The organism is Rhizobium sp. SRDI943 (assembly GCF_057653695.1).
Map to the genome: position 1 here is coordinate 856,700 of NZ_CM172787.1, position 21,050 is coordinate 877,749.

General features: G+C 59.8%; 30 protein-coding genes and 1 pseudogene. 18 read left to right on the top strand and 13 right to left on the bottom strand.

The window, feature by feature from the left end; genetic code table 11:
- Positions 1–45: 45 nt before the first annotated feature.
- Positions 46–636, bottom strand: coding sequence for a TetR/AcrR family transcriptional regulator (locus AC245Y_RS04315; RefSeq protein ID WP_017993312.1), 591 nt, complete (start codon positions 634–636; stop codon positions 46–48).
- A 197-nt stretch (positions 637–833) separates the two neighbouring features.
- Here AC245Y_RS04315 and AC245Y_RS04320 point away from each other — a divergent pair, with 197 nt between their 5' ends.
- The 3 genes from AC245Y_RS04320 (at position 834) to AC245Y_RS04330 (ending at position 2,182) form a co-directional block, all read left to right on the top strand.
- Positions 834–1,550 carry an SOS response-associated peptidase gene (locus AC245Y_RS04320; protein ID WP_017993313.1) on the top strand — a complete coding sequence of 239 codons (717 nt, stop codon included), beginning with the start codon at positions 834–836 and terminating at the stop codon, positions 1,548–1,550.
- A 75-nt stretch (positions 1,551–1,625) separates the two neighbouring features.
- Positions 1,626–1,946 (top strand): hypothetical protein, encoded by a 321-nt coding sequence (locus AC245Y_RS04325; protein WP_017993314.1) that lies wholly within the window; start codon positions 1,626–1,628, stop codon positions 1,944–1,946.
- On the top strand, positions 1,943–2,182 hold the full coding sequence (locus AC245Y_RS04330) for a hypothetical protein (RefSeq protein ID WP_017993315.1): 240 nt from the start codon (positions 1,943–1,945) through the stop codon (positions 2,180–2,182). The genes AC245Y_RS04325 and AC245Y_RS04330 overlap by 4 nt, the downstream gene beginning before the upstream one ends.
- Positions 2,183–2,206: 24 nt before the next feature.
- Here the strand turns inward: AC245Y_RS04330 and AC245Y_RS04335 are convergent, their stop codons facing one another.
- Positions 2,207–3,034 (bottom strand): oxidoreductase, encoded by an 828-nt coding sequence (locus AC245Y_RS04335; RefSeq protein WP_017993316.1) that lies wholly within the window; start codon positions 3,032–3,034, stop codon positions 2,207–2,209.
- A gap of 79 nt (positions 3,035–3,113) precedes the next feature.
- On the opposite strand from AC245Y_RS04335, the gene AC245Y_RS04340 reads away from it, so the two are divergent.
- Positions 3,114–4,052 carry an AraC family transcriptional regulator gene (locus AC245Y_RS04340; protein ID WP_017993317.1) on the top strand — a complete coding sequence of 313 codons (939 nt, stop codon included), beginning with the start codon at positions 3,114–3,116 and terminating at the stop codon, positions 4,050–4,052.
- Positions 4,053–4,156: 104 nt separating this feature from the next.
- Here AC245Y_RS04340 and AC245Y_RS04345 read toward each other — a convergent pair whose 3' ends face one another.
- Complete coding sequence (locus tag AC245Y_RS04345) at positions 4,157–4,759, bottom strand: TetR/AcrR family transcriptional regulator (protein ID WP_017993318.1); 603 nt, start codon at positions 4,757–4,759, stop codon at positions 4,157–4,159.
- A gap of 51 nt (positions 4,760–4,810) precedes the next feature.
- Here AC245Y_RS04345 and AC245Y_RS04350 point away from each other — a divergent pair, with 51 nt between their 5' ends.
- From AC245Y_RS04350 to AC245Y_RS04370, 5 genes are all read left to right on the top strand, one after another.
- On the top strand, positions 4,811–5,260 hold the full coding sequence (locus AC245Y_RS04350) for a VOC family protein (protein ID WP_017993319.1): 450 nt from the start codon (positions 4,811–4,813) through the stop codon (positions 5,258–5,260).
- A 193-nt stretch (positions 5,261–5,453) separates the two neighbouring features.
- Entirely contained in the window at positions 5,454–5,852 is a 399-nt protein-coding gene (locus AC245Y_RS04355) for a hypothetical protein (protein WP_017993320.1), read from the top strand.
- Positions 5,853–6,037: 185 nt separating this feature from the next.
- Positions 6,038–6,445: a GFA family protein gene (locus AC245Y_RS04360; RefSeq protein WP_017993321.1), complete on the top strand. Its 408-nt coding sequence runs from the start codon at positions 6,038–6,040 to the stop codon at positions 6,443–6,445.
- Positions 6,446–6,622: 177 nt separating this feature from the next.
- A complete protein-coding gene (locus tag AC245Y_RS04365; RefSeq protein WP_244432245.1) occupies positions 6,623–7,147 on the top strand; it encodes a hypothetical protein in 525 nt (174 codons plus the stop codon).
- Positions 7,148–7,161: 14 nt separating this feature from the next.
- The gene (locus tag AC245Y_RS04370) at positions 7,162–7,638 is read left to right on the top strand and encodes a hypothetical protein (protein ID WP_017993322.1); all 477 of its coding nucleotides are present in this window, start codon (positions 7,162–7,164) and stop codon (positions 7,636–7,638) included.
- 87 nt (positions 7,639–7,725) lie between these two features.
- Here AC245Y_RS04370 and AC245Y_RS04375 read toward each other — a convergent pair whose 3' ends face one another.
- Positions 7,726–8,607, bottom strand: a complete 882-nt coding sequence (locus tag AC245Y_RS04375; RefSeq protein ID WP_017993323.1) for a dienelactone hydrolase family protein — start codon at positions 8,605–8,607, stop codon at positions 7,726–7,728.
- Between the two features lie 716 nt (positions 8,608–9,323).
- Between AC245Y_RS04375 and AC245Y_RS04380 the strand changes: the two genes are divergently transcribed.
- From AC245Y_RS04380 to AC245Y_RS04410, 7 genes and pseudogenes are all read left to right on the top strand, one after another.
- A complete protein-coding gene (locus AC245Y_RS04380; RefSeq protein WP_012756512.1) occupies positions 9,324–9,560 on the top strand; it encodes a spike base protein, RCAP_Rcc01079 family in 237 nt (78 codons plus the stop codon).
- 22 nt (positions 9,561–9,582) lie between these two features.
- Complete coding sequence (locus tag AC245Y_RS04385; protein WP_012756513.1) at positions 9,583–10,056, top strand: terminase small subunit-like protein; 474 nt, start codon at positions 9,583–9,585, stop codon at positions 10,054–10,056.
- Positions 10,057–10,395: 339 nt separating this feature from the next.
- Positions 10,396–10,704, top strand: coding sequence for a hypothetical protein (locus tag AC245Y_RS04390; RefSeq protein WP_171815712.1), 309 nt, complete (start codon positions 10,396–10,398; stop codon positions 10,702–10,704).
- A 19-nt stretch (positions 10,705–10,723) separates the two neighbouring features.
- Positions 10,724–10,936: a hypothetical protein gene (locus tag AC245Y_RS04395; RefSeq protein ID WP_012756515.1), complete on the top strand. Its 213-nt coding sequence runs from the start codon at positions 10,724–10,726 to the stop codon at positions 10,934–10,936.
- A pseudogene (locus AC245Y_RS04400) lies at positions 10,933–12,773 on the top strand (SGNH/GDSL hydrolase family protein). Before AC245Y_RS04395 ends, AC245Y_RS04400 begins: the two are co-directional and overlap by 4 nt.
- Positions 12,774–13,058: 285 nt before the next feature.
- Positions 13,059–13,487: a hypothetical protein gene (locus tag AC245Y_RS04405; RefSeq protein ID WP_017993326.1), complete on the top strand. Its 429-nt coding sequence runs from the start codon at positions 13,059–13,061 to the stop codon at positions 13,485–13,487.
- 216 nt (positions 13,488–13,703) lie between these two features.
- The gene (locus tag AC245Y_RS04410) at positions 13,704–13,889 is read left to right on the top strand and encodes a hypothetical protein (protein ID WP_003557517.1); all 186 of its coding nucleotides are present in this window, start codon (positions 13,704–13,706) and stop codon (positions 13,887–13,889) included.
- A gap of 618 nt (positions 13,890–14,507) precedes the next feature.
- Here the strand turns inward: AC245Y_RS04410 and AC245Y_RS04415 are convergent.
- The 8 genes from AC245Y_RS04415 to AC245Y_RS04450 form a co-directional block, all read right to left on the bottom strand.
- Positions 14,508–14,708 carry a hypothetical protein gene (locus AC245Y_RS04415; protein WP_017993327.1) on the bottom strand — a complete coding sequence of 67 codons (201 nt, stop codon included), beginning with the start codon at positions 14,706–14,708 and terminating at the stop codon, positions 14,508–14,510.
- 440 nt (positions 14,709–15,148) lie between these two features.
- Positions 15,149–15,331, bottom strand: a complete 183-nt coding sequence (locus AC245Y_RS04420; protein WP_017993328.1) for a DUF3606 domain-containing protein — start codon at positions 15,329–15,331, stop codon at positions 15,149–15,151.
- Between the two features lie 230 nt (positions 15,332–15,561).
- Positions 15,562–15,798, bottom strand: coding sequence for a hypothetical protein (locus tag AC245Y_RS04425; RefSeq protein ID WP_017959490.1), 237 nt, complete (start codon positions 15,796–15,798; stop codon positions 15,562–15,564).
- 216 nt (positions 15,799–16,014) lie between these two features.
- Positions 16,015–16,458, bottom strand: a complete 444-nt coding sequence (locus AC245Y_RS04430; RefSeq protein ID WP_012756522.1) for a pyridoxamine 5'-phosphate oxidase family protein — start codon at positions 16,456–16,458, stop codon at positions 16,015–16,017.
- An 85-nt stretch (positions 16,459–16,543) separates the two neighbouring features.
- Positions 16,544–16,690, bottom strand: coding sequence for a hypothetical protein (locus tag AC245Y_RS04435; RefSeq protein WP_012756523.1), 147 nt, complete (start codon positions 16,688–16,690; stop codon positions 16,544–16,546).
- Between the two features lie 65 nt (positions 16,691–16,755).
- The gene (locus AC245Y_RS04440; protein WP_017993329.1) at positions 16,756–17,118 is read right to left on the bottom strand and encodes a hypothetical protein; all 363 of its coding nucleotides are present in this window, start codon (positions 17,116–17,118) and stop codon (positions 16,756–16,758) included.
- Between the two features lie 81 nt (positions 17,119–17,199).
- Positions 17,200–17,463: a DUF1488 family protein gene (locus AC245Y_RS04445; protein ID WP_012756525.1), complete on the bottom strand. Its 264-nt coding sequence runs from the start codon at positions 17,461–17,463 to the stop codon at positions 17,200–17,202.
- A gap of 145 nt (positions 17,464–17,608) precedes the next feature.
- The gene (locus tag AC245Y_RS04450) at positions 17,609–17,911 is read right to left on the bottom strand and encodes a hypothetical protein (RefSeq protein WP_012756526.1); all 303 of its coding nucleotides are present in this window, start codon (positions 17,909–17,911) and stop codon (positions 17,609–17,611) included.
- Positions 17,912–18,100: 189 nt separating this feature from the next.
- Between AC245Y_RS04450 and AC245Y_RS04455 the strand changes: the two genes are divergently transcribed.
- Both AC245Y_RS04455 and AC245Y_RS04460 read left to right on the top strand, forming a co-directional pair.
- Positions 18,101–18,505 carry a hypothetical protein gene (locus tag AC245Y_RS04455; RefSeq protein ID WP_012756527.1) on the top strand — a complete coding sequence of 135 codons (405 nt, stop codon included), beginning with the start codon at positions 18,101–18,103 and terminating at the stop codon, positions 18,503–18,505.
- 72 nt (positions 18,506–18,577) lie between these two features.
- Entirely contained in the window at positions 18,578–18,946 is a 369-nt protein-coding gene (locus AC245Y_RS04460; protein WP_017993331.1) for a hypothetical protein, read from the top strand.
- 138 nt (positions 18,947–19,084) lie between these two features.
- Here the strand turns inward: AC245Y_RS04460 and AC245Y_RS04465 are convergent, their stop codons facing one another.
- On the bottom strand, positions 19,085–20,587 hold the full coding sequence (locus AC245Y_RS04465; RefSeq protein ID WP_017993332.1) for a DegQ family serine endoprotease: 1,503 nt from the start codon (positions 20,585–20,587) through the stop codon (positions 19,085–19,087).
- Positions 20,588–21,050: the final 463 nt, after the last annotated feature.

Here is a 21,050-nt window from a genome sequence, read left to right on the forward strand (position 1 = left end):
TCGCTGAACGTGGTTATCGCTCCGGGCTATATTCCGCCCGGAACTTTATCGAGCGGCGGTCGGAGTGAGCCGCTGCAAGGTGGGGGCCAGAATGGTGGCGAAGACCTCCGGGGTTCCGTAAGCCCGGGCCGACAGCATAGCGCCATGGACGGAGGCCATGAAGGCTTCAGCCTCGACGCGCGGTGCGCTCGACAGTTTCAAACTCCCGCCCTGAGCGCCCCGTTCCATCACAGAAGTCAGCCATGCCGAAGCAAAGCGGAAGAAGGCCTTGACCTCGCCCGCGACCTCCGGCGGCAGCGCCGGCAGTTCGCTCGCAAGCAGGGCGCAGACGCAAAACGGCCTGCTTGCATCCTCGATGCACTGGGCCCAGTGGCCCGCATAGGTTTGGAGGAGCGCCAGGGGATCCCGCACCTGCTGCTCCAGGCCCGCGATACCCGCCTCGGCATTTTCGCGATATCGCACCACAAGCGTGCGCACCAGATCGGTCTTGCTCGGAAAGTGGTGATGGATGCTGGCCTTGCGGATGCCGACGACGGCAGCGATATCGGCATAGCTGAAGCCGTTATAGCCTCCGGTCATGATCAGCGCTCGCGCGGAGGCCAGGATTTCGTCGGAGGTCGTCAAAAGATTGCTCATGGGCTGTATCTACCTTCCAGTAGGAAGGTTGTCAAGCGCAAAGCAGATTTTCCGCCGTCAGCGGTGGTGGAGAGGTGACAGGCTTCCCCTTGCCCCTAGCGAAAGTGATGGAGGCATCGGTTGTAGCGACCGGCCTTGACTCGCCTCGAACACCCAGAACATAATCAGAACATCTAATATGCGGAATGGAGTTTTGGATGTGCGGCCGCGTCTATATCAAGACATCGCTTGAGGAACTGGTGCGCAATTTCGCCTTCGCAGAGCGAGGCGCGATCGATGCGCTCGGGAACCGATTTCCGCGCTACAACGGCGCGCCGACGCTGGATTATCCGATCATCATTCGCGACGTGGTCCGCGAGCCTGACATCATGGGGCCGGTGTTCGCCTCGGCGCGCTGGGGTCTGATGCCGGCATGGATGAAGCCGGGTGGCCGGCCCCCACCGATCAATGCGCGCTGCGAGGGCATTGCCACCAACGGCCTGTTCCGCTCGGCCTACAGATCGCGCCGTTGCCTGGTGCCGATCAACGGCTTCTTCGAGTGGAAGGATATTTTTGGCACCGGCAAGAACAAGCAGCCCTATGCGATCGCCATGGCTGACGGCTCGCCCTTTGCGCTCGCCGGCATCTGGGAGACGCGGCGCGACAATGACATAGAGACTCGGAGCTTCGCAATTGTCACCTGCGAACCGAATGAGATGATGGCGCAGATCCATGATCGGATGCCGGTCATCCTGCATCGGGAGGATTATGAACGCTGGCTATCGCCGGAACCCGATCCGAACGACCTGATGAAGCCGTTCCCGGCGGAGTTGATGACCATGTGGCCGATCGGCCGCAATGTCGGTTCGCCGAAGAACGACACGGCTGACATTATCGATCCGATCGACCCCGATCCGGAACCGACGCTGATCTGAATTCACCGGCTCGGGCGGGAGCCATCCATCAACCATGCGGTCAAAGAGATACCTCGCGAGAGGACGGGACGACGCATGCCAGAACAAATCACTTGGAAATCGTGGGAACATGTCAGCGGCCGGGAAATCAAATACAAATGGCGGCACGCCTGGAGGGAGAAACCCGGCGACGATTACGTCGCTTTTGACGGCGATACCCAGATCGGAAGGATATTCCAGTCACAGGCAGGCGAAGGGATCGACAATCGATGGTTCTGGATCGTGGCGACAGACGGCAGCAATCGATTGGATTGGCCGTCAGCCGGATACGAGGACAGTGCCTATGTCGCCTCGAGGCGGCTGGAAATGATCTATGAGAGCATCAAGAGCGGGAAACGGAGGACGGTGCATCCATGAGCATCGAAGGCCATTCGAACGCGCCGGGCGCCAATGTGATCGTTGAACATTATTGCGAGCACCGGCTTGCCGACGGCACAGGCTGCAAAGAATGGGGAGGCTGGGGAAACAGCCCATCCCCGGCCGTGCCAACGCGCTGGTGGTGCTTCGAGCATTTCCCGCATAAATCATACGAACAGGAACAGGCGCTCAGGCGGAAGCTGGAGGCGGCCGAGGGTGGGAAAATTATCCAATGAGGGCTGGCTGATTGATGTTCCGCGTCAGTCGTCGGTCGAGACGGTAACGGATTTCCACGCCTCGATCTCTTGCTGCAGGCGAACGATCCTCTCCGACACATGCTTGAGGGCGTCGCTACCGAGCAGCAGCTGCGGCGGCGGATTGTCGGATTCGATGAGCTCCAGAACCGCGGCGGCCAGTTTGGCGGGATCGCCGAGCTGCTTGCCGCTGACGGCCTGTCGCGCCTCGCGGATTGGATCGAACAGGCCATCATAATCGGCGATCGACCGCTCCGTGCGGACCATCGATCGTCCGGCCCAGTCCGTCCGGAAGGAACCGGGGCAAAGGGTCGTCACATGCACCCCGAACGGGGCCATTTCCGCCCGCATCACCTCCGATATGCCTTGAAGCGCAAACTTGCTGCCGCAGTAATAGGCGATGCCGGGCATGGTGATCATGCCGCCCATCGAGGTGACGTTGACGATGAACCCTTGGCGTCGCGCGCGAAACCGCAGCAGAAATGCCTTGGCGACGGCGACGGCGCCGAAGACGTTCACCTCGAACTGCCGCCGCATCTCTTCGATCGGCGACTCCTCGAGCACACCCTCATGGCCGTAGCCGGCATTGTTGATCAGCACGTCAACCGGCCCATGCTCCTCCTCCGCCTGGCGGACGACATCATCGATACGGTCGAACTCGGTGACGTCGCAGACGACCGGCCGCAGGCCAGGCAGGGTTTTGGCGAGCGCCGTGCGCGACGCCTGCGAGCGCACAGTGCCGATCACCCTGTGGCCCGCCTGAAGCGCCGCAGACGCAATGGCCAGCCCGAAGCCGGAATTCGATCCGGTGATGAAGAAGGTCTTTCCTGACATCAGCGATACTCCTTGATTGAGGATAGGAATTGACAAATAGTATGGAGAAACCGGCGCATCGATTGCGGATTCTCTCAAAATGTTGCCAAATCCTATGAAGGGTGATCGCGGCCTATCCAGGCGAGGGGAGATGGTCGCCTTGGCTGCACGTCTCGCGCCCCGTCACGGATATAATCCGACCGCGCTCGCTCCCGTCCGCATATTGCGCACGGAAGCCGTGCTCCACGACATCCCTGTCCTCTATAAACCGGGCGCGGTTTTCGTCCTGCAGGGCAGCAAGCAGGGCATCCTCGAAGGCGAGGTCTTCCTCTATGACGAGGAGCACTATCTGGCGGTGTCGCTGCCCGTTCCATTCCGGATGACGTCGACGGCAAGTCCCGAGCGGCCATTGCTTGCGGTCTATGTCGAGTTCGATATGCAGATGGCAGCCGAGATCGCTTTGCAGGTGGAAAAACATGCCGAACTGCCAGGCGACGAGCCGAGAAGTCTCGTCTCGAGCAGGATGTCCGGTGATATCGAGGATGTCCTGCTGCGCCTGCTGACGGCACTACGCAGCAGCGTCGAGACGGATGTGCTTGGCGCCGGCATTCTGCGCGAATTGCACTACCGTGTCCTGGTCGGCCCGCAAGGCGGCGCGATGATCGCAGCCCTTCAGCAGAAAGGCAGGTCCGGAAAGATCATCCAGAGCCTGGCCTGGCTGCGGGAAAACTATGGCCGGGAGATCGCGGTCACCGATCTGGCAAGAGAGGTGGGCATGAGCGTTCCGTCCTACCATGTCCATTTCAAGGGGCTGACCGGCAACAGTCCGATGCAATATGTCAAAGCGATGCGGCTTCACGAAGCGAGATTGATGATCGCCCGCCAGACGAGAACGATTGCCGAGGTCGCGGCTTCCGTCGGCTACGCCAGCCCGGCCCAGTTCAGCCGCGATTTCAAACGGCATTTCGGGCGCACGGCGTCGGAGGAGATCAAGTGGGTCCAGCGCCACCTTGGCGAACTGGGCGACGATCACGCCTAGGCCGTTTGGTCGGCCGCCTGCGCAGCGCCGGTCGCGATTAGCTACGTGCGCGGCGGTGAGCAGGCAGGCGGGATGCCGGCTTCGCCCATCGCGACGTGAGGGTCTCACGCCCCCGACGGTGCAACGGCCCGCAACGCGGTCCTGACGATCGCATCGCCGAACTCCGGCGAGACCGGGCGATGGCCGACCAGCAGCCGGAAGAAGACCGGTCCGTAGATCATGTCGAGCAGCGCCTCCATATCAAGCGGCGAAACGATCTCTCCCCGAGCCAGAGCCTCCTCCAGGATGACACGACCGGCGTTGCGGCTCGACAGGATCACCTGATTGCGGAAGGCCTTGGTGAATTCGCTTTCCGGGTCGGCGGCCGCAAGTGCCATGGTGATCTGCCGTCCGCGCGTGCTCGCAAAGGCAGTCACCAGCCCGCTCATCTGCGCCCCGAGAGCCGCTTGCGCCGTGCCCCCTCCAACCTCCGCTTCCGGTAGCCGGTTGACCAGAAGAGCGGCCATCGCCAGTTCCTGCGCGTTGGCCCAGGAGCGGTAGATCGTCGGTTTGCCGACACCGGACCGCGCCGCCACGGCTTCGATCGTCATGCGGCCAAAACCTTCGGCCATCAGGATTTCATGGGCCGCCTCCAAGGCACGCCTCTGCGCGGCAGCGCTTGGCGGCCGCCCTCGTTTTTTCGGTGTTGCATTACTCTCTTGACTCATATCTTTACGGTACGTAACGTTAATAAAGGAACCAGTCAAGGAGGATCATCCATGCCGAGTTTTGCCCGAAAAGTGAGCGCCTACTTCATCGTCAAGGATGCGGCGCGGGCCATCGACTTCTACAAGGAGGCTTTCGGCGCCACGGAAGTCTTCCGAATGACCGATCCTTCGGACGGGCGGATCGGCCATGCCGAGCTGCGTTTCGGAGAGACGCTGATGATGTTGGCAGACGAATATCCGGACTTCGGCGCCCTGTCTCCCGATACCATCGGAGGCTCGCCGGTGACCTTCCATATGGACACGATGTCGACCGACGCAGCACTGGCGCAGGCGCTGTCGGCCGGGGCGACGATGTTGCGTCCGGCGACCGACCAGAGTTTTGGCGAGCGGGTGGCGCAGGTGCTTGATCCCTTCGGTCACCGCTGGATGTTGTCGCAAACCATCGAGCAGGTCACGCCTGAGGAGATGCAACGCCGCTGGAACGCGGACATCTCGGCGTGAGTGCCACAGCCCTTGGAGCGCTCGAGGAGGCCGGTGGCCGGCGTCCGTCCCGAGCGACTGCACCATTTCTCTGGGGGTTCACTGAAGGTAGCTCACATCAAAACATCCGTCTTGACTCTCTTCGCTATCAGAACATAATAAGAACATCGGCGCGGCGGCCGCCATCTGAAAACCGAAGATGTGGAGAGCGGATATGCGTGAGCAGCCGATCGGCGAAGCCGTGGAAGATGATGCGTGGCCTGCAAGTGATGTGATGTGGCCGCCGGAAAAGGAGATTGAGGTCTCCGAGGCGCATGCAAGCCTTGTCAATGCCGTGGCGGGGAGCCGAGGCGTGAGATATTTCACGGCCTTCATCATCGACATCCCCAGCGATACCTGTCTTGGCGATGTCCAGATGGCGATCGACGAGGCTGCCGGCGAGGCCAGCGGCATCCTGCTGACCAAGCATGTCACCGGCCGTGACGCCGCAACAGGCGAGCCAGTTCTGACCGAGGAAGCCACGCGACCGTTCAAGTTTCCTTGCGGCGAGGGCGTCGCGAACGCCATATCGGCATTCTGCAGCAAACTCAAAATGGCGGGCATCTTCCCTTGATCGCCGTCATGCAACGCTTCCAGCCGGACCTCTCGAAAACGCCGATGCATCGTCGCACCAAAGAAGGTGGAGTTCCATCCGGCCATGCTTTGCCGCATGGGAGGGCCATGGTAAATTTCGATAGACCGTGTCGATTCCGGCGTCGTAAAATCGACAACCGTGAGAAAAATACGGAATGAGCCCCCATGCCCATCTTTCATGCGCAGTGTACCTGTGGCGCCCTTGCCCTGGAGGTCGATGGCGATCCTGTGCACAACCACGTCTGTACGTGCACGCGCTGTCAGCGTGCATCCGGCTGTGCGCTTTCACACAATGTGTGGTTCCGTGAGGAAAATGTCCGGATCATCTCCGGGGAATATTCCGTCTGGTTTCCGCAAGGCGAGACCACACCTGAGGTGATGAAAGCCTTTTGCCGGGTCTGTGGCGGGGGCGGGTTTTCGAAATCCGGAACATACTTTCCCGGCACTGTCGTCATCGCCGGCGGCACATTCGCCGATCCGTCCTTTCCTGTGCCGGATCATGTTCATTGGTGGGACAATCGCCCGCATTGGCTCGACCTCGCCGAGCCGATCGAGCGTCTTGCGGGAAATTGACCTCTCCGGGCATAGCCTGCGATGTGGCGCATTGGACGAAGCGCACGGTTAGAGCCTGCCGCCGCGCGAACACCGCGCCTGCTTTTCGGTGTCATGCTATGGCGCCACCGCCTTGTTTTCTCCGGCATCCGAACTACGGTGACGATGGGTTGATGGCGATGATTTGGGGATGGTCGCGTGCGTTTCTTTGCAGCTTTGGTGATTGCGATCCTGTTGAGTGGGGAGGGGGCGGTTGCGTGCCCTCTCAATGATACGTTGAAGCTGTGCGTGTTGAATGGTCGAAGCCTGGCTGCCCTGCACAACGGCGTTGATCGAGGCGATTGGACCGTTGAAGCGCCTTCTTCTCCCGCCAACACTACCTCTGAGCCTCGAACCGGCAGCGAGCAGTACACGATGCCGAGCGGATTGCGGTTCGCCACGTATTATCAGGAATACCGAAAGCTCTTTTCTGCTACCTGTACGCTCGATTATTTTGGCGTTCTGGCGACGGATCGTTCGGAGGATCTGCGTTGTTCGAACGCTGAGCTCGAAGCCTTCGAAGCTGGGCTCGCGGCAGCCTCGTTGGGTTCAGTCACGAAAGACCGCAAGCAAAGCGGCGTGGCCTATTTGATCGAGGGTGAGAATACGTGGATGACAGTCGTCGTCGTTGGCAAAGACCTGTTGAATGTCTGGGTCGAGACGTCAGTCCTCAAAAAACCCTAGAATACGCCGTGGACATGGAAGGCGCAAAAGTGACCGGCAAAAACCGTAGCAAACCGCGCTCGGGAAAACACACCGCCGACGCCCCAGCGGTCGACGCGTTCACCCGGAGCGCGCTCGCATCGGATCTGACGTGGATGCCGGATTTGACGGCTGTTGGAAAGCCACCGCTTACCGCTGATGCCTATGTAGAGGCCTATCTCGCAGATCCCGGCGAATGGTATTGGACGACGATTTTACTGCACGATCCGAGCGAGGTCGTCTTGAAACGAGTGCTCGCCATTATCGATCAAGCCCAATTGCCTGGCCACGAAAAAGCGCTCGGCCAATTGGGCGCCGGCCCGCTCGAGGACATGATGTCGGAGAAGTTGCTGGATCGTCTGCAACATTGGCTGCCCTTCACACCGGCCATGCGCCATGCGCTCGGTCTGGTTCGAATGTCCAGCGAACCTCTTGTCTCGCAAAAGCGACTGAAGGCGATGCTCTCGCGGTAGTGTGCCTCCGCGGCTGGCATGGATTCCAGGGCCAAGGCCTGGAATGACGGAGAGTGGGGCGTTTCCTGCGAACTTCGAGCCGAGGTTTTAGTTCAAGATGTAGTTTCGAAGGAATGTGCGAACGCTGCGGATGGACTTTCCTGCGGCGTCCGGATTGTATTTTTCGATGTGGCCCAACACCCTCCGTCCCACCTTAAATTCCGGGGCGTCAAAATCGTGGTAAGTGCCCTTGTAGATATTGAGCTCGATGGGCGGGCTATCGTCACTCAGCTTGGCAAGCCTCTTCCGGCATCGGTCAGCCGGGCTCCAATTGTCTCGTTCGCCAGTTAAAATCAAGATCGGCACCGTCGCATCGCCCTGAGTTGCCGCGCAGAGGGGATAGTAGGCAACCGCCGCCCTGAACTTGCTGTCCATCAGCTGTTCGTTGCCTTCGATTTTTGTTCCCTCCAGCGTCGCCGTGCCGCCGGTTGAAAAGCCCATCAGGGCAACGCGCATGATATCGACAAAGCTTTGTTTCGATAAAAAATTCAAAGCGCCATAGGCGTCGAAGACGCGATCGGGGAGATGGCTTTGACAGCTGTCCTTGATGTTGCGGGTGGTGAAGCTATCGACGACCAGCACGACGTAGCCCCATGCGGCCAGCCGTTTCGGCCAAAGGTCCTTGACGCTCAAACGCAGACCCTCGCATCCATGCAGAACGACGACTGCCGGGAAAGGGCCATCGCCCTGGGGGCGGGATAGATATCCCAGCAATGGCGTGCCCTGCGGTTGAGAAAGAATTTCTCCCTGTTCTCTCGCCTTGCTTATTCGAAACGGGCTGAGCTTGACCGGCGCGCTTTCGAAGTGAACCAGTTCGTCGGCATCAGCCGGGTTTCCAGCGAGCGTGACGCTGAGAAAAGCGACGAGGCAAAGAAAAAGTCTCGTGGTTTTCACTGAACTTCTCCACCGTTTGATCAACAGCCCACTCATTGTACGCCGGACCTGAAGGCTCGCAAAGCGGTGAGGCGTTCTGCCGCCGGTTGGACCGGGTTGGGCAGATTTCAATTAATCGCATGCTGCGGTTAGAAGCCCTTGATCACCCCCCGGCGGATCATTTATGACTACCGTAAATCCAGGCTGCGAAATTTGAGTCCAGAAGCGATGTCGACCAAATCGGCGCCGCGCTCCGATCGTACGCGCCATTTGCCAAGACTTGCGGATTTGCCACAGGGCTCACCTCTTGCTCCGTCCTCCTCGGGCTTGACCCGAGGATCTACGTTGACCCTCCACCAGCAGCGGGCATGGATCCCAGGCTCAAGGCCTGGGATGACGGAGGTTGGGAAGCGAGATTTGCCAAATCCGGCGCCGGCGCGGCGTAAGTCGTTCTGCCGCCGACCGTGTCGAGCAGGCTCGGTTTCGAACTGGCGCGAGGCCCACAATTAGCCCTTGATCACCCCCCGGCAGATCATTTATCACTACCGCAAATCCAAGCTGCGAGATTTGAGTCCAGAGGTGATGTCGACCAAATCGACGTCGCCCTTCAATCGTTTGCGTCACTCGCCAAGGCTTGAGAACCGGTCATCTCAGACGTCCGGACAGCTTCCTCGGATCGTCGTTGATCCCCCATCCTCTGCCGCCTGACCGCTCATCTTCGATCACATCGGGATCGGGCCGGGTATCGCTCGCCTCTTCCAAGGAGAACTGCAATGGACCCTTCGATTGCTCCGGCCTCGCGGGCCGCAGTGGTGACGCCGAACGATACCGCCATTGTCGGTGCCCGCGCTCTCTATATCGGCACGACGGGTGACGTTGCCATTGCGCCGCGCCGGGACATGGATCCTGTCATCTTCAAGAGCGTGCCGGCCGGGACGATCCTGCCGGTTCATGCCGCCATCGTGGCGCTGACCGGGACTACGGCATCCAACATCGTCGCGCTGTTCTAGAACCCTCCAGAAGCAGCGCCTCATGGGCAGACCCATCAAGTTCACCCAGGCGCTTGCCGACAGGATTTGCGAGCGTATCGCCGACAGGGAAAGCCTCCGGTCGATCTGCCGGGATGAGGGGATGCCGGCGATGTCGAGCGTGCTCTCCTGGCTCGCCGATGACGACAAGGCCGGTTTTCGGGCCAAATACGCCCTAGCGCGCGAGATTCAGGCGGATGGTTTTGTCGACGAGATGGTCGAGATTGCCGATGACCGCGCAGACGACTGGATCGAAAAGAAGAACGCGAGCGGCGAGACCACCGGCTGGCAGGAGAATGGCGAGGCCATAAGGCGTTCGCAGCTCCGCATCGCCACTCGTCAATGGGTCGCCGCGAAGCTGAAGCCGAAGAAATACGGTTCCAAGGTCGAGCCCGACCGTGGCGCCGTGACCGGCGAGGTTTCGCAGTTGCTGGAAGATATCAATGGCAAGACGCGCGGACTTCCAAACGGCAATTGACCAGTTTTCCGACTGGCGCTGGCGTCTGAATAATCTCTATTGGATCACCGACAAGGCAGGCAAACGCGTCAGGTTCGAGATGAACTGGACGCAGATGACCTTTTTCGAGCAGATGCATTATCTGAATGTGCTGCTGAAAGCCCGCCAGCTGGGTCTCACGACCTTCATTCAGATCTTCATGCTCGATGCCTGCGTCTTCAACCGGGATATCCGCGCCGGCACCATACGCTGGGCGACGTGCAGGCGATCTTCCGGGACAAGATTAAATACCCTTATGACAATCTGCCGGATGGTATCCGCAACGCCATGCCTGTCGTCAGAGCCAACCAGACCGAACTGCTGCTTGGCAATAATTCGAGCATTCGTGTCGGCACCTCGCTGCGCTCGGGAACGCTGCAATATCTCCACATCTCCGAATATGGAAAGCTTTGCGCGAAATATCCTGACAAGGCGAGGGAAGTCCGCACCGGCGCTTTGAATAAGGCCGGCGAAGAGCACCGCAAGCGCCTTGCGGCCGCCGAGGCCGCCGAGCAGGCCGCCAAAGACACACTCGAAATCGAGATCCAATCCTATGAGCTTCAGCTTTCGGAAAAGAACCGCGCTTGCGCTGTCACTGCTGCTGATCGTCAGTGGCTGCTCCGCCACTGAGCGGCTGAACAAGGCGGCGGTGACGAAGGGGCAGGCGGCGGCCGGCATCGCTCTGCCGCCGTTGCCGGACGATCTCCGCCGCCAGGAAGCGCATGCGCCTGTTGTCGAAGGCGAGCCTGTCATCGCCATCCTCGCCCGCGAGCGCCAGGCGCTCAACCGCGCCAACGCCCGCCAGGGGCGCACCATTCAATTCTACGACGACCTCACCAGCAGATATGGAACACGCCAATGATGAACGCCATTTCGCTTGCCCTGACGAGCCCGATGCTGAGCGGTGGAGGCGGAGCCGGCGGAGACCCTGACCGCTACATATTCTTCGCGACCCGCAACCGCATGCCATCAGGCAGTATCGTCACCGCTGCATCCGGCACGAATTATGTCTGCACCAAGGTCGTCGTCAACACGCCGCAGTACAGGACCAGGACCTTCCGCTTTCACCTCTCGGGCTTTGCCTCGACGGAAGGTGGATACGCGCCGCAGGAAACGGTCGTTACCGGCACGATCGGCACGCCGGGCAATTCCGTCGTTGCCGATGCGATGTTCATCAGGGCGGCCGGCGTCTTCTACCAATGCACCTTCGCCGGCTTGAACACGGTGACGGTCGCGGATCAGACGAATGGCGCCTGGACGGACGAACTGACCATTCCCGATGTCGCCTCGGAAAGCGAAATCGAAATCTGGCTGTTTTATCATACCACCGTCGGCGAGAAGATCTGGCCGGTCTATTCATCCAGAAGCACCGCGGCGAGCGCGTCTGGGGTGCCGGCGATCTCGCCACGCTGCTCGCCTTCAAGGACACCCCGCTTGCCGACAGCACGGCCGCACTCGACTCCAACTACGCGACCGTCACCCAGCCACAATATTATGGGCCTGACTTCATGGTCGCCAAGGGCGATTGGGATGGAAGGCCGGTCGCACTTGCTGTCGTCGACAGCCTGGGTGAAGCGCGCCAGCAGTTTTCCGCGGCTGCCGATGCGCGCGGCAATCTCGGCTGGTTTCGCCGCTGGCTCGACAGGGATGGCGGCATCGGCCGCATTCCGCATCTGATGATTGGCATGCCGGGAAACGGTTCGGTGCGCGAGCTCACCGGCACCGGGGCTGCGATCGCGACCCGGCGCTGGGCCGTTCTCGACGAAATCACCGCCTTCAACAACAACAAGAAGCCGTTCACCGTCATCGCCAACCAGATGGGGCAGAACGATACGGCCGCCACCTACACGCAGTTCTTCAACACCAACTACAGAAGCTTGATCACCAGGCTTCGGGCGCGCTACCCCGGCGTTAAAATCGTCGCCTTGCCGCCGCTCGGCCGCACCGTATCCACCCGCACGGTCACCCTGACATCGGTCGGCACCGTCGTCACGGCAACGATCGCCTCGGGCATCAATGGGCTTACGACCGGCCAGACGGTGTCGATCTCCGGCGCTACGCAGACGGAGTATAACGGCAATGTGGTGATCACGGTCACCGGGCCGAACAGCTTCACCTATAATTTCGCCGGATCGGCGACATCGCCCGCGACCGGCACGATCACCGCCAACGACCTCTATCTCAGGGCCTCGTATCAGAGCTTTTCCGCCAACAACACCTGGCCGGCGGACGGTACGGATGCTTCGGGCAAATGGCGGCTGCGCGCCGATATCCTGGCGAAGACCTCGGCCTGCTGCGACGACGCGATCGACACTTACGCGGCCTGGGTCTCCGGTGAAAGGGATGGCGTCTGGCCCGGTATGCTGGAGCTGTCGAGCACGGTGGTGACCGTGCAGTCGGGCACGGACGGAGTTGCGACCTACACGACGATCGAAGTGGCGGATGCCAGCGTCTTCGGGCCGGAGCAGGAGATCAGCACCTATGCCGGGCCGGATGGCCTTGCCCGCCTGTCGACCACGTCGATCGGCAGCATCTCCGGCAATACGATCACCATTTCGATCCCGCGCTCCACGGTGCTGCCGGTCGGCTCCATCGTCCGCCTGAGCGTCACGCCGGATGGCGTTCATCCCTACGGCGCCGTGATCGACCGCGTCGCCACCGGCATTCCCCAATCCGAGAAGGTGAAATTCAATCCATAGGCGGAGCCAACGAAGAGCCCTTCGACATCGTCACTTCGGCTCCGGCTGCTGGATGACCGGCGGGGGCGTTTCGCTCTTGCCGCCTTGATCGAACGGCTTGATCACCAGGATGCTCAGGATCGACGCGACCATTACCCCGATGATGATCATCAATAGCATTCTCATGGGCGCCTCGCGTCAGATCTATCGAGCTGTTTTGCGGCATGCATACGCCTCTTCGCGAATCCGAAGACTCAACATCCGTAGGCTGAAAACGTTCCAACCCACGACAGAGCACCGATAGAGATGACATCCAACGACGATATCCTTCGCGCCCTCGGGCGCGTCGAGGGCAGGCTGACCGGCATCGAGGAAAACGTGGCACTTCTGCGCAACGAGGTCAGCGACGAAAAGGCCAACGCCCACGACAGCCGTGCCGTGATCCACAAGCGGCTCGACGAACAGGCAAGGCAGATCGCCCAGCTCGATACCAGGGTGGCGATCGGCGGCGGCGCGGATGCGCTGATCCGCGAGGAAATCAGAACCCTCAAGGAGACCGTCGAGAAGAACCAGGAGGCGGTGGGGCCGGCGCTTGAAGAGTGGAAACGGATGAAGACGATCGGCTACGGGATATCCGGGTTGATTGCCTTTGCCGGACTGACGATCGGCGGCACCATTGCCTATGCGAGCGATGGCGCGGTGGCGGCACTTCGGCATTGGTTGAAGATCAATTGATCGGCTCGATCTGTAATCCTTGGAGAGGAAGACAGGCGCTCTTCAGGGCTACGTTTAGGAAGGCAGAAACCCATTGATCTCGTTGCGAGCGCCTGGCGCCAGCAGACCGGCGTTTCTCACTCGCTGCAAACCGACGCAAAACAAAACCCTAAATTTTAGACTTCGCTAACGAACAAATCCGCACCTTGCTGGTTTTCCTCTCAGGAGGAAACAGACATGAAGAGTATGGACAACCGCCAAGTTCGCATTCCCGGCCCGCGAGAGCACGATGTTGCGGAGCATTGCCGCAAGTTTGGCATCGGCCCTGCCGAGGAGAAGAAGCTGAAGAAACTTCTCGGGTCGCGGGCGCCGCTGCATGAAATCCAGGCCAATGCTCCGCCGCGCCAGCCAAGGTGGCGTTAGGTGGGGAGGGGTCACGTCGCAAGTGGCCATTACACGCCACATTACGACAATGATTCAAAGATTGAGCGGAACAGAGCAGCACCGTGAACGCTCGCGAAAGAGGTGCTTTTGCCGGATTTTGAAATGATCGATTTTGTTTAAAACGTCGGCCGAATGTTCGGCTTGCTCCACTTGGACCTGCTGAAAGCCCCGCTCCGGCGGGGTTTTTCGTTGGCGTTGTGATGTGCCTGTCGGTTTTCGCCCGGCGGGAGCTTATCGGTGTGACGGTCGCAACGTGCCCGGGCAGGTTGTCGATGATCCCCAGGCGGAATTTCCGGGATCGTGGCGTCGCATTTCTGCCGGGGAACTTCCGACAACATCAGGGGTTTTGCCGGCGGATCGCGCGGCAGGTCTCGTCTCCTGTACCACTGCTACCCCTGCAGTTGCTGCGCGGTCCACTTGATGCAAGCGTCTCACGGAAGAGCTTTGCTCCCGGCTCTCGGCAGCGGGCGAAGCCATTTCTGTCGGCCGTCACCTGGCCTGTTGGAAGATCCAAACCTGCAAAGGCGCAAACGACCCGCAACGAGCCCAGCACCTGCAATGGCTCAGGAAGGTACAGCCGCGCGCCCGAAACACCTATCAATGGCGTGGTTGCCGCGAGAGCATGAGGATGTAGTCATCGGCGATATCGGCAACCACCATGGCGGCTTCCGCGGCCGTGTATCCCCTGCCGATGGCGTCGCTGACGATCTTCATCACGGCAGGTTCAAGGGCTTCCCGGCAGTCGGACAGGCTTTCGACATGCGGGCATTTTGGACGAAATTCCAAGACGTTGTTCATGGCACACCCTCCATTTGATTGAGCTCGGCCCCTGTGAAGGCAAGCCGGCCTTTCCCCGGAAAGGCGGGCCACGGTTCCGGCGAGCTGCTTCACGAACCAGAAGTCTTATCGTGACGCTACGATGGCATAGGAGCTGACGTATTCAAGCGCATGCTGATATTAAGGTAAGCCAGTAGGGTTAATTCGTCCGTTGCTGTTGCATCGTGGCATCGCTAGCAGATGCAAAGGGGCTACAGAGGCCGCTGCATTTCGCCCAAAACCGTACAGCGGTTTTGGGACAACGACATGCATCAAATAAAGACTTCAGGATTTGAACGCCTGCGAGGCTATTTTCTGCCCTAAAGCGCGTCGCGATCTTTCAGATTCGCTCTTGGCGCTAAATCTTTGTTTTTACGCATGTCATTGTCGCAAAGCCGCTGTACACTTTTGCGCGCCATGCATTAGACGCTGATACGCCGGCCCGCCTTGTCCGCCTCTTTGCGATTGGCGCCGTGCTTTTCGATGATGTCCTTGGCATCCTCGTTGGAAATGCGGTGTTTCTTCGCGAAATAGATGACGTCGTAGGGGGCGTCAGCCACGGCCGCTTTGGCGGGCTGGGCCTTTTTGGTTGTGTCGTTGGTCATGATTTTTCCTTTCAAGGCAATGTTGCGCCGGACATCAGCTCATGTCGCCGCGCGTCAGCACTGGAACAGGATAATTTAGGCCGGGTCGGCCTAAAATCTGAATCCTGGTCTCAATTAAAGAGTGAGAGCATGGTGTCGTCCGAAAGCCGCTCGCACTTTTCGGCATCATGCTCTATCGGCTCCGGAACGAGCCAAGCCGGCATCGGTCGAAGAATTGGCTTCGTGCCGTTTTATCGATGCGCTCGGGCCGTCATATGTTTTTCCCAGATCTGCGTTGCCTGCGCTGCCGTGCCGGTCTTGTGGAATCGCAGCAGGTGCAGTCCTTCGTTCCGTCGTTTTTCGTTAAAGGCGCTGTTTTCGTAGTCGGTGCCTTCGACAATGCTCTCGCTTTGAAGAACGGCCTTCAATTCCTGCACATAGTGTCCGGTGATGTTGAAAAGCGCTTCATTCTCAGGTGCGTCTGTCATCGTTTTCCCTATGAGTGGTCGCGTGGCATTGAACGCAGTGCTGCGTTTCAGCTCGCCACGTTTGGTAGGATGCATCAAGCAATCCGCGCCCCTATGGGAAAGGCTGGTATCGGACAGCGTTTAGCTGGAGGTGTCTGTCTGGAGTTCCATATATCATGCAGCAGCGCACCCTTGCCAATCAAGGATTAAGGCGCGGCGAGTCTGAACGCCCGCATGTTAAACTACTTGCCTCCCCGATACCATCTCAATCGAAATACCGAAGAATATGGATGGAGCAGGGCCGTCTTCGCTTTCCGAGTTTAAGGCAAGCGATCCGGGTTCCCACCAGAATGGTTGCTTCTGCAGGAGAGACCAGGCGTGGAGGCGTTCGTCATGCCGGGCCGGCGTATCGGTCAGCTCATCATAGGTGCCCTGAACAAGCACGCTCTTCCACGTTCGGTTTTCGCCGAATTCTTCAACCTGAACGCAGGCCGGTGAATGGGCCCGCAATAGATCAATCTTCAGGCCCGGCATGGAAAATATGAAAAGTCGGTCTTTTTCATAGGCATACTGAATGGGAACGATATAGGGATATTTTTCGCCCAGGCATGCCAGGTGGCCACGGGTGTGGCCTGCCAGAAAGGCGAGGCAGTCTTGTTGACCCATTTCTCGCAGTTGCATCGCGTTATCCAATTCCGTCAGCGTTTCAGCCCTTCATTTGATCGGCAGCATAGCGTCTTGGCTCGCCGCAACAGTCTTGCAGCGCCTACCAGAAGACATCCTTGAAGATGATATAGACGATAAAGACCAGACAGATTGCTGGTGTCGATTTCACGAGAAAGTCGATGTACCGGAGCCTGCCGATATGCTGAGCCAGGCGTTTCCACGAATGGATGTTTACCGTGGAAGACATCATGCCCTCCTTTGGTTGGGGCCGGGTAATAACCCCGGGAAGCAGCGCCCGTTCACAAGCTGCCACTACACCAGATATGGGCGCCAAACATCTGCGCTGCAAGGCGTGGCGGGTTGCCGGTCCGGTAGAGAGATCCCGCTGCTGTGCACGATCGCAAAGGGCGGCGCGGAGGGGCCAGGATTGCTGGGCACGTCCACACACAATTGCCCTTCTACCTCAACCATCGCTTCGATCAGTTTCAGCCGATCGAGCTTCCGCCGTTGATCGTCGTAGAGCCTGCTGAGCAGCGCATAGGCCGATCCGGAGGGTCTACCTTTGCGCAATAGTTTCTTGATCAGCATTTCCTGATCGGCAACGCGATGCGCCGCCTTCACGATATGGCGACGCGCCAACTTCAGGTCTTTCGGGCGGTATCGTGTGGAAACCATATGCTTTGCTTCCCCTGTCTCATCCGGCAGTAGCAGGATGGTGGCCGTTTCAGTTCACCGGCCGCACGCTCCTTCTCGCGATCAGCGAAAATCTGCGGCCGTGAGCGTGAAGTTGTTTCCGCGTCGATGCTGATAGGCTCTCGATGCGGCCTCCTGAATGGCAGAGCGCGCCGCATCAAAGGCATTGAGATAGGCGGCCTCGGAGGAGTTCTGGGTGATCGCGCTGCCAAGCGCTGCCTCTTCGACCAGAAACCTGACTTCGAACATGCCGTCATAGCCGGTGAAGCGGACACCTTTTCGCGCTTCATCGAAGCTGCGGCTTCTGTTGGGAAAGATAAGTGCCATTGCGGTTGATCCTTGGAAGTGGGCGGGAGCCGCTGTGCGGACTTCGGACCCGGCGATGATTGTCGATGCACGGCTGGCCGGAACGGGCATCTTGATGCCAATGGTTGGCATTCAGCCTGCCGCCATACCCGACTGTCGGCAGGTCTTAATGGATCGTCTGCACGATGACCCGGTCATCAAGCAAAGCCTGCGACGTCTTGATCAAGCGCACCGTACCAGTGATGATCCCGTCGGAATAGACCGGATCCGCACGCGAAATTTCGTCCGTCATATCGCGGAGGACTTTGTTTATCTCAAGCAGAGGCGGCACAAGGTCCAGCAATCCGTCGGCGGCCAGCCCGTGAGCCAGGCCTGCGATAACCTCTCTGAGGTGATCTATGAGCGCACGCCGTTCCGAAACCGCCAGTGCCGACGGCTTTGTGAGGGTCGCTTCACCGTTGAACTGCATGATGCGTATCCTCCTCTCTCTAAAATGGGTTCCGCCCCGCCATTATCAATGGCTACCGCCGAATGAGGTTGCGGTCAGCTGGCAATAAGCGCAAGCTAATTTATCGGCGGGCACGATACGGGCACCGCTGCTTGGGGCGCGACAGTAATCTGGCGCCAGTGAACCCTAGCCCCAACGAAGGAGGACGCCATGTCTTCCACATCAGATCAGTTTTTCGATATCGACAATTTGAGAATGCTGGATCGTATTCTGCGAAAGGTCGGATTTCGCGGCGGCGAAACCCATGCGGCCGATGAGGGTGAGATCACCGCCACAAGTTTCCTCATTCATTGTTTCCAAATGGGGATCGTCGATGAGGCCGCGTTAAAATCGGCGCTGAAAATGTATCTCGCGACTCAGTTGAGTTCCGGCCCGCTTCCGCAGGCGACGGAGGACGGCTCCTTTGCCCGATGGCAGGATGACGGCGGCGCCCCGGTGAAAGCCTATCGGATCGCGCGGTATACGGCGTCCGGGCGTGCGGACGCATCGCTGCGGCCGCCAGCTTACCGCTTTCCCAAAACCAGGCTGCCTGAACGATTGCTCGAGATCCCGTGAACAGGCCTGCTGCGATGTCGCCAGCGCCCCCGGATCGATCGTCCCGATAACATGACGAACAAGGAAGAAGACATGTCCGCGATCCATGCCAATCGAAAGGACAGGGCCGGGAAGAGCAAAATCATCGCCTTCTTGCGGAAAATCGCAACCTTAAGCCCAACTGCAGACGATCTGATAACGCAGGCTCGTCAAGCGCGGTCATCGTCAGCGGAGGAGGGGATCGATAGCGCCGAAGCCTATGGTCTGGCGCGTCCACACAAAGGTCCATTCGATAATGCGACGGCATTCAGCGCTTCCACCTACGACCATGATCTCCCGACGCGGCAGCAATTGGAGGCCGCGCAACGCAACCACTCCCATGCGGTAGAGCAGCAAGAGGCAAACCACCAAAAAGGCAAATCCCGCCTGCGCGCAAAGACAACGAAGCTGAAATCTCCCTGAGCAGGAAATAGAGGGACGGACAGCGCCCTATTGATTTTGCCGAGTGGGCGGTGCTTGCCTTCAAGGCCCTTCCGCCAGATCGGTCGAAAAGCCCGCGTCAGGCAGGCTTTCCTGTTTGCAGCAAAGCTCGGGCGACCGTCACGCCGCCCCAAACGGCACGGCGACAAAGGTCTTGTTGCCATCGCGTTCGACGAGCAGCAGCACCGACTTGCGGCCGGCCTTGCCGGCATCGGCAATTGCGGTCTTGACGTCGCGGGCGTTATGAACAGGTCTGTCATTCACCGAGACGATGACATCGCCGGACTGGATGCCGGCGGCAGCCGCTGACTTGTCCGGGGCGACCTTGGCGACCACCGCACCGTTGATCGAGCGCGGCAGGTTGAGCTGCTGGCGCACATCGGGCGTCAGATCGGCAAGGCCGATGCCGAGGCTCGGCTGGCCGGAGCTCTGATCTTGAGCGTCGGGGCTTTCGGCCGCCGCCTGTTTCTGGCCTTCCTCATTGGTGCCGACGGTGACGTTGAGATCGATCGTCTTGCCGTCGCGCCAGACGCTGAGGGATTTTTTCGCGCCCGGCGAAAGGTCGGCGACCAGGCGCGACAGGTCTTTCGGCGTCTTGACGCTCTCGCCGCCGACTGACGTGACGATATCGCCGGGCTTCAGGCCGGCATGGGCGGCCGGCGTATCGGCGGTGACGGCGGCAACCAGCGCGCCGCCGGTCTTATCGAGGCCGACGGCATCGGCGACATCCTTGGTGACCGGCTGGATCTGCACGCCGAGATAGCCGTGATCGATCGAGCCGTCCTTCTGCAGCTTGGCGACGATCGCCTTGGCCTCGTCGGAGGGAATGGCGAAACCGACGCCGACGCTGCCGCCGTTTGGCGAATAGATGGCGGTGTTGATGCCGACGACATTGCCGCTGCGGTCGACCAGCGGTCCTCCGGAATTGCCATGGTTGATCGGCGCGTCGATCTGGATGAAATCGTCATAAGGCCCGCTGTGCAGGTCGCGGCCGCGCGCCGAGACGATGCCTGCCGTCACCGTGGTGCCGATGCCGAAGGGGTTGCCGATCGCCAGAATCTGGTCGCCGAGCTTCAGCCTGTCGGAATCGCCCCAGGCGATAGTCTGCAGCGGCTTGCCCGCCTCTATCTTCAGCACGGCGACATCGGATTTCGGATCGGTGCCGATCAGCTTGGCCGGCAGTTCCGTGCCGTCATCCAGCGTCACCTTGATATCGACGGCATTGTCGATGACATGGTTGTTGGTGACGATCACCCCGTCGCGGCTGATGATGAAGCCGGAGCCGAGCGCCATCGCCTGCTGCGAAGGCCGCTTTTGCGGTGCCTGGCGCGGCAGCGGGATGCCCTGATCCTCGAAGAACTGGCGGAACTGCTCGTCCATCGGCGATTCCTGGTCGGCGCTGACATCGGTCGCCTTCATCGTCGTGGTGATGGTGACGACCGCAGGCTTGTCGGCTTCGACGATGGAAGCGAAGGAGCCGTTGGGGGCGAGAATGCCGCCGTTATCCGAAGGCGCAGCAACGGCATTGGAGGCGTTGAGGGCGAAGGGCAGGCAGGCTGCGCCGGCGATGATGGCGGCCCCGACAAGGGCTGCGGTGCGATGGTTGCGGAGGATGTGTGACATGGGTGGTGATCCCTTGGACGGTGGTCCATTGCGAGAGCGTTGGCTTGGATGGCGTCGTGGTTCCATGTCCTGGGACCTGGCGTCGGGTGGCGTTTGGCGCCAATTCCTCTTGGGAACGCGCAGTCGGCGGGGGGCGACGACCGGGGGGAAGAGAAGAATTGGCGCTCGGGATTCATATGATCCCGGCAAGCGGATTTACAAATTAAAGTTTGATCATGTTTATATTGCCGATTTGTAAGATATGACCGGAATCTAATCTTCGCTCGCCCAGCGTTTGAGCGTCTCAAAAATTCCGGCCTGATTTTGCCTCGCTTGGCGTCCCCCGCGATGTTTTCATTCGAAAATAAATGGACGTGTTCCCGGAGGCGGTGATCCGTTCGCCGCATTCGTCCGTAATTTGCCGACAGACGAACTTGTTGCTCTTTCCGGACGTTATATTCCCGGATCCTGTTGCGAATATAAA